A 7,541-nucleotide genomic window follows, 5' to 3' on the forward strand; every position below is an offset into this window, starting at 1 on the left:
TGATTTACACGACCAATGCCATCGAACGAACGATCAAGGAGATTCGGAAACGTCTAAAGCCGATGAACAGTTTGAGCAGTTTAGAAGCCGCTGAAAAAGTCGTATATTTGACCGTTCAAGATTTTAACGAGAAATGGGCAGGGCGAAAGTTGCGAGGATTTGCCGAAGCGCAGGAAGCCCTCGAGCGAATGTTTGAAGAACGTTATCATTAACCAAATAATGTAAATAGATGAGATGAGGGGATTCTCCCTTTCCACACAAGAGACTGAATATTCAGTCTCTTGTGTGAAGGAAACCGGTTCCCTATCCATTCCAAATCCATTTCAGAGATACCCTATCTATCTTACATTACACAAAATTCTTGACGGTACCTTATCTCGGTATAAAGTACGTTTCAGTTTTATATGTTTTTCCTTTATACGTTGCTGAAATGTTGATTTTGACTTTAAATCCTTTTGTTGCTCGGCTAATTCTCACCGTCAGCGATTTACCCACTTTTCCGTAGTATGTCGTGTCTTTCGTTCTGTAATGGAAAACCGCCTTATATTTCGTTCCGCTAGGCAGCCCCTTGACCATCAAATGAACGGTGCCGTATTGTTTCGGATGTTTATTATCTAGCGTGGCCGTCAGCTTATATGATGCGTGCGCCGTACTCTTTGTTGATAGGCGCTTTGTTGCCGCGAGGCTTGTCTCATTGAATGGAACGAGTGCAAGGCCAGTGATAAAATCAAAGCCAATAAAAATTTTAAACGTTTCATCATATCCCCCCATCATAAATATAACCATTACTATTATTTCTTTACTGGATAGAAAATTTCCTCTATTTCTTCCAAAATTTTTAAGGGGAGTAGCTGTCAAGGCGATTATACAATAATAACCACAAAGCATCCACGAGAATTTTACAGCATATGGCATCATTTGAACACCAAAAAATGAAAATCCTGTATATTAAACGATTTTTGTAAGGTATGATGAACATTGAAACCGTACAGATGTGCTGAGCCCAAATTCTTCGTTAGCACATGCAACGCTTAAGGTTGCATGAATACCCCCGATGCCTTGCGCATCGGGGGTGCATGCTTATGAGACTTTCCCGTTGCGTCTTTTTGTACATACGCATTCGCCAGCTTGATGATCATTGCATATGTCCTGTGCACTTTTATATGCGTCTATAAATAACATAATAAAAAAGCCTGCTAAACAGCAGGCTTAGAAGCAACAGTGGGTCGGATAACCTGGATCAACGACCACGTTTCGTTCAATAGGCTGGAAGATGTGTCGCGGGACATTGACAATGTTTTGACGATTTATGACTTCAATGGGGTGGACAAAAGGGACGATACGGGGGGTAAAAAAATCCCGAACGATGTGTTGTGGCGGGCAAAAAACCGGGTTTGGTCCATACATGCATATCACCTCCAATGGTCAATATATAACATGAATCTAGCGGCTAATTGGAAACGGACAAATACCTCATAAAATCCATGATTGGCTTATTAATTCTACCCGCATGATCCCAATGTATCGTTCAAATGCAGGAAATAACGTTATTACGCCAGCGGTGCGGCGACTTTTGTGCCGGGATGATATGTGGATCGGGGAGAGAACCGAATGTCATCGACGATGCGTCGGCCTTCGTTTTGAAACGGATGAAGTTTGTGAAATTCATAGGCACCCTTTAGCATGATAAACGGCACGGGGCCAGGCGCCAAAGTGAAAACAACGCCCGTTTTGATCGCGGGCGCCGATCGGATGGATATATAGAAAGGGGGAAGACATTAAAGCAAATCGTCCCTTTTTTTGAAGGCGCGCGCGGTTCTTATTTTTTCTCGGTATGGCGGCATCCAAACCTCGACGAGAACGACGGCCTGATTTTTTTCTGTCTTGATGTCTTGGATGTCAGACGGTTCAGGGATCTCCTCGCCGTCTTCTTCCATCCCGTACAGATGAAGCGCCATGGCTTCCTTGGCGTTTTTTTGCGCTTCTTTCCATGTGTGCGCGTGCGGGAGACAGTCGGGCAAATCCGGAAACGCAATCGAGATGCCATCATCAGCGACATTAAAAATCGCCGGAAAAAGGTAGCGGTCTTTTTTCATAGGCGAAAACCTCTTTGATTTTGTTGGTTGACGAAAACGGGGTGACGATTGAGTTTATGGGTTTTCGATGTTTTGCGGGTTGCTCATGCGGTTTATCTTTGCGAGACCGTGTTATGTGGCAATTCGCCCAAGTCCTGTTGGCTGTGTTTCCATGTATGCGACGTCTGACTAGCCTCTTATTGCCTTCCCTTGAAGCGTACGATTTTCCTTTGATTTTAATGATAACACGTATAAGTAAGATACATAAACGCTAAAATAGGCCCTATCAACTTTCAGTGGTTGTTGAAAATCTTAGAAAACTATCCCGGTGATCAAGAAAAATCTGACAAGTTCTAAAAAAATTAAAATGAATCAAATGTCTGAGTATGATAAAATGATGGCGAATGGATGAAATATCCATGGCCACTCGTTCTTTTCTGCTGATACAGAGGGAATAAAGAGATTTGTTATAAACTTTCATAATATCATTGGGGGCATGGTTGTGCGAGCGATTTTAGTGACTGAATTCGGCCCGCCTGAAGTGATGCAATGCGCGAACATTGACATACCGTCGATCACCGCGACGCAAGTGTTAATTCGGGTGGAAGGAACAAGTGTCAATTTTGCTGATATTAAGTCGAGATATGGAAAAAAGGCTCAGGCAAGCTTCCGTTCATTCCTGGTCTGGACGTAGCGGGTGTTGTTGAAAAGGTCGGATCGGAGGTCAAGCGTTTTACTGAGGGACAGCGCGTCATTGCCTTTCCCATGATGGGCTCCTACGCCGAGTATGTGGCGGCGGATGAAATGTTGACCTTCCCGATTCCTGAAAATGTTGATTTTGACACGGCGGCCGCTTGCCCGATCGTTTCTTTTACCGCATTTAAATTGCTTGCAGATGTCGGCAGATTGGAACCGGGCGAAACCGTTCTGATCCACGCAGCCGCCGGCGGGGTGGGAACAACCGCCATCCAGTTGGCGAAAATTCTCGGAGCGGGGTGTGTGATCGGGACGGTAGGCAGCGCCGAGAAGATGGCCACGGCTTTCGAGGCGGGCGCCGACCATGTGATTTGCTATAAAAACGAGGATTTTGCCGAAAAGGTCATGGAAATTACGGAGGGAAGAGGGGCTGACGTCATCTTAGATTCGATTTCCGGACAAGTTTCAGAGAAAAGTCTGGAATGCTTGGCCAAGTACGGCAGATTGGTTCATTTCGGAAACGCCAGCGGTGCCGTCGGGCATTTTCAGACCAAGGATTTGCATGCGAGTTGTCGTTCCGTCCTTGGCTTTAGCCTAGGTACGACAAGAAAAGAACGCCCCCACCTTTTACATAACGCTGCGGATCATGTTCTCACGTATTTGGCGGAAGGGTGCTTGAAAATGAAAATCGGAAAAAATTTGCGCTCGAAGAAGCGGTCGAGGCGCATTGTTGGGTCGAAAGCCGCAAGAGCACCGGCAAGGTTTTGTTGACGGTTCGCCATGCGTAACGGACAGGTGCGAGGGGCAGAGAGCCCACTTTTAGTCCCGTTGTTTTTTGAGAATGACCGGTTTACCGATCTACCGAATTGTATAATAGAAATAGAGAAAAATGCGATATTAAAAAAATTGGGAAGGGGGCTTGTGGGTGGTTGATCGCCTTGTAAAAAACGAATGGCCCCATCAAGGATCAGCACACACAGAGGCACAGTACGCAAAGGAACGTCGGTGACCGAATGCAGGTCCTTCTCAGAGAAACCACCCAAAAAAATAATGAATAAAGTCACAACAACGGACATTTTATTCTTCATCCTGATCTCCTCTTGGCTGGCGGATATCCAATTCGATCAACTGACCATCCTGCAAACGATCGGTCTGGTGACGATGGGCACGTGGCTTGTTCTGTTTTTCCTAAAACTCATCTTATTATGGAGAAGGAATCGCCATGCATGAACTGCCAAAATTATATGCGAAAGCAGATATGGCTGCCCGATGGGGCGTCTCTCGCCAAGTCGTCAAAAACTGGGAGACACGGCATGAAGATTTTCCCAAACCCGTCATGTGGGTCGGGAATGGCACCATGCCGCTTTATTTGGAACAAGACGTGATGGAGTATGAAAAGAGAAGGCGGTTAAAGTAAACCGCCATTCCCGCCAGCGGCGGGATGGCGCCGTATTCCCCCGTGTCTTCGGACACGGTAGCATTTATTCCAAAGTTTAAAAAAACTGCCAATCCTAATTTATAAAGATAATTAGAAAATTTAGAGTTTTATATTGCCCCGTACCTTAACGACAATCATTTTGAAAAGATGGTGAAAGGACTGCACCTGAAAGATTAAAATCCAATAATATATTAATTGATACAAGCAGATCTTTTTATGTGAGGCCCCAGATAGAGACTTAGCAATTGTATTACTATAATTTACACAGGGTGTTTACATCGTTTGATGGTATATCAGGAGATTATGAGAAAAATAAAGAAGGGGATAAAAAGATATTGCTCATCCCTAGAGAAGTGATGAGTAATCCAACGATTATTTTAAATAATCGAATAATAACTATTGATGAAATCGCTCTTTTTTAACTATTAACGCTATTTTGATTTGAAAATAATGATAAATTTAGAACGTAAGGGCAATAGTCAATACTATGAGACTATAATGCTATTTGTGTCGAACTAGATCTGATGCAATAGGTTTGAGCTTTTTTAAAAATACAACGTTAAAGGCCGTTTAGTTCTAATGTATACACTCCACCAGAAAAGTATAAGAAAAAGTATGTTTGATATTTTTCCAAAGAATAATTTGAGGAGAGTTCATTCTTAAAAATGGTAATACGTAACATTGGTTTTAAAATTGACACTGATTCTTGGACTTGTGGAAGCACTATACCGTTTGGTTTAAGAATGCTACCATCAATAATAGAAATTAATCTTCTAGAAGTGTTGATTCACGTTGCAAAAAGAACAAGTTTTCCCATAAGTTATGGATTTACACTTAGTGACCTTTGGGCTTGGTTAAGATACTTCCCAGCATTTTCAAATGATATAAATCTAAGGTTAAGAGCGGAATGGGATGAAGTTGATTCCCATCAAAAGACGATTTTAAGTGACGATATGGGAATGGGTTTCTCTTCAGCAATATTATCATATTGTTTAGATCTAGTTTGGATTTGTCCTACTAGCTATGTTGTCAGAAGACATCCAAATATAAGTTTGAGGAGAAGTGGAAAAAAAGGACCTGATAAGTCCCCGGATTTTATGGCTGTAGATATGTTTGACAACATACATGTTTTTGAATGTAAAGGAACACAAAGTGATATAAAAACTTTAGACAAACAACTAAACACTGGGATTGAACAGAAAAACAATTTGCTTGATCCTAATGGATTGATCGATCAAAAATTAGTCACTGGTGTTTTTATTCCGCAATATAATAGTAATGAATTCGCACTATTTAAAATAAAAGACCCAGAATTTAGTTTGGATTTTTCATCTGTAAAAAAAGATGAAATTATTGAAACGATTATCCTTGGTGAAATAGCTTCATTCCTTCATTTATTAGGTTTTCCAAAAATAGCTAATAGTATAGCTGAGAATAAAAAACTCGATATTGAAAATATAGAAAAATCCCAAAGAGAAGTGAACGAATTAGATACAGAGATAATAAATGGTAAAAAATATAAAATAATTAATAGAATTCATCGGATAGACTATCCAGACGACTTTAGTGATCAAGGGTTATATGGTATAAAAATCCAAATGGGTATAAGAAGTGATTTTATTAATAAATTATTATTATATTATAAAAGTCCAATAGAAATTGTTAGGGAATTTAGATTTGAACTTCAGAATAAAGATTTAAATAAAAATAATACAAAAAGAGGAAAAAATTGGGCGAGTATAGAGTCGCCTTTAGGTACATTTGTTAAATTGGAATTAATTTAATAAAATAATTGTTCCTTATTTTTGATACATGCTTTTTTCGTGAAGAAAATCCCCAGATTACCGAAGCTTTTGACCGCCGATCCACCATGGCCGCATCACGTCGTCATTTTTTCAATTCGAGAGCGGCCGCGATGACCGGCCATTCTCATGAGGGAACAAGCGCTTTCACAAACCGCGGACAGACATATGGCTTCGATTGTGCCGCAGGAGCCGGAACGGCCTGCAGTCTCTCGGTAAAAACGCCCCGTTTCGGATATGCTACTTAGTGTCGGAAAGGGGTGTGATGACAGCTTATGGGAGAACCCACACGTTTTCATCCCGGCGATGAAGTCCCGAACGATGGCCTTTACATGGAAATCGGCGAAACCGGCAGCATGGTCGAGACGCCGGCCATTATCAGCCTCAAAGCTGGTCAAAAGTTTCCCACATGCGCCAACCAGAACCGGGTTTGGATTCGAAAACCGAAAAACTCGCGGTAAACGAATGCCCGCTTCGCTGCGGGCATTGTTTCTTGTTCATAGGTTGCGATTTTTTCTAGGTCGCGTTGTTTGAAAAGACGGCGTCGGATTGCGGAAAACGCCAAAAAAGGACGCTCCGCAGATGTTTAATAAGGCAAGGCGCTTCCGCCACGATTTATCCCTGGGTTTGTGAACCGATTCTATAAGAGGATCAATTTTATTCTACCGTTCTGTTGGGTTAAATAGTGTTTTTCTTGTCTTTAATCGGAAATTGGGTCAGATGTTTCAATAACATTAATGCTTTTTGCAGCAGGGCCAAGAGGTTGAAAGTAGTTTCTCTGTCATCGGATGATACCGGGAACGGCTGATTGACTTTGTCCTTTGCAGTACCATGAGAAGCTGTTGGTGTTAACGCAGGATTCCTCCGTTATAGTGCAGTGAGTACAGGACTCGATTGTTTTGCGTGATGATCTCCGTTCCATGGAAAGATTCAAAATTACCTTCAGAAGTGTTTTTGTACTCATAAATCCCATCTGTAAATGTTGCGGGGCCACGAAAGATGTGTTCCTTTGATACTTGTCGTAATGCGGATCTTAGAAACGCATATATCCCTCGAATGTCATCTTTCGCTGTAATAGTTCGGTCAACACCGCCGGCGTAACTCATTGACCAATAGGGGATTTCATCTTTGTAAACAGTCTCCTGGCCCGCGAAATAAGCGACGCCAAAGTATATGTCTCGGTAGAAAAAAGTTGAGTCCGTAAAATTGTGTAAAAAGGAAATGTAAAAAGAGCCACGTTGCTTTCCCTTTGATAGAATGGACATTGACCAAAACAAAAAACAAAAAGGAGGAAAGCAACTATGGCTCAATACAATATTACAATAAGCGATGAAATCCTGCACGGGTTCTTGTCGCAAGATCAAGGACTGGCCAAACTGTTGGAACAGGTCTTGAATCAAATCCTTGAAGCCCAGTTAACGGATCAACTTGGCGCCGGCCGTTATGAGCGCACAGAGGAGCGAAAAGGCTATCGAAACGGGTCTTATCCCCGGCAATTGACGACTCGGGTGGGACGGTTGACCTTGCGCG

General features: G+C 42.2%; 8 protein-coding genes and 2 pseudogenes. 7 read left to right on the forward strand and 3 right to left on the reverse strand.

Translation table 11 applies throughout. From position 1 onward, the window contains the following. Nucleotides 1-212, forward strand: a pseudogene (locus CCB157_RS15715) (IS256 family transposase); the annotation flags it as partial. 160 nt (nt 213-372) lie between these two features. Here the strand turns inward: CCB157_RS15715 and CCB157_RS15720 are convergent. Further along, nucleotides 373-915 carry a hypothetical protein gene (locus tag CCB157_RS15720; protein ID WP_143287103.1) on the reverse strand — a complete coding sequence of 181 codons (543 nt, stop codon included), beginning with the start codon at nt 913-915 and terminating at the stop codon, nt 373-375. A gap of 863 nt (nt 916-1,778) precedes the next feature. After that, nucleotides 1,779-2,096: a type II toxin-antitoxin system HicB family antitoxin gene (locus CCB157_RS15730; RefSeq protein WP_077616794.1), complete on the reverse strand. Its 318-nt coding sequence runs from the start codon at nt 2,094-2,096 to the stop codon at nt 1,779-1,781. A gap of 481 nt (nt 2,097-2,577) precedes the next feature. Here CCB157_RS15730 and CCB157_RS15735 point away from each other — a divergent pair. From CCB157_RS15735 to CCB157_RS15755, 5 genes and pseudogenes are all read left to right on the forward strand, one after another. Beyond that, nucleotides 2,578-3,559 (forward strand): annotated as a pseudogene (locus tag CCB157_RS15735) (quinone oxidoreductase family protein). Between the two features lie 434 nt (nt 3,560-3,993). After that, nucleotides 3,994-4,188, forward strand: coding sequence for a hypothetical protein (locus CCB157_RS15745; protein ID WP_077616796.1), 195 nt, complete (start codon nt 3,994-3,996; stop codon nt 4,186-4,188). A gap of 266 nt (nt 4,189-4,454) precedes the next feature. Next, nucleotides 4,455-4,631 carry a hypothetical protein gene (locus CCB157_RS17710; RefSeq protein ID WP_158077350.1) on the forward strand — a complete coding sequence of 59 codons (177 nt, stop codon included), beginning with the start codon at nt 4,455-4,457 and terminating at the stop codon, nt 4,629-4,631. 243 nt (nt 4,632-4,874) lie between these two features. Further along, nucleotides 4,875-5,993 carry a hypothetical protein gene (locus CCB157_RS17440; RefSeq protein ID WP_143287104.1) on the forward strand — a complete coding sequence of 373 codons (1,119 nt, stop codon included), beginning with the start codon at nt 4,875-4,877 and terminating at the stop codon, nt 5,991-5,993. A gap of 293 nt (nt 5,994-6,286) precedes the next feature. Continuing rightward, nucleotides 6,287-6,472 (forward strand): YjzC family protein, encoded by a 186-nt coding sequence (locus CCB157_RS15755; protein ID WP_077616798.1) that lies wholly within the window; start codon nt 6,287-6,289, stop codon nt 6,470-6,472. Nucleotides 6,473-6,859: 387 nt separating this feature from the next. Here CCB157_RS15755 and CCB157_RS18400 read toward each other — a convergent pair whose 3' ends face one another. Further along, nucleotides 6,860-7,276, reverse strand: coding sequence for a DUF5680 domain-containing protein (locus CCB157_RS18400; protein WP_369688690.1), 417 nt, complete (start codon nt 7,274-7,276; stop codon nt 6,860-6,862). A 36-nt stretch (nt 7,277-7,312) separates the two neighbouring features. Between CCB157_RS18400 and CCB157_RS15760 the strand changes: the two genes are divergently transcribed. Continuing rightward, nucleotides 7,313-7,541: transposase (locus tag CCB157_RS15760; RefSeq protein ID WP_193432314.1), on the forward strand; the 229-nt coding region annotated here is incomplete at its 3' end.

The organism is Caenibacillus caldisaponilyticus (genome assembly GCF_002003465.1).
Taxonomy (GTDB): domain Bacteria; phylum Bacillota; class Bacilli; order Bacillales; family Sporolactobacillaceae; genus Caenibacillus; species Caenibacillus caldisaponilyticus.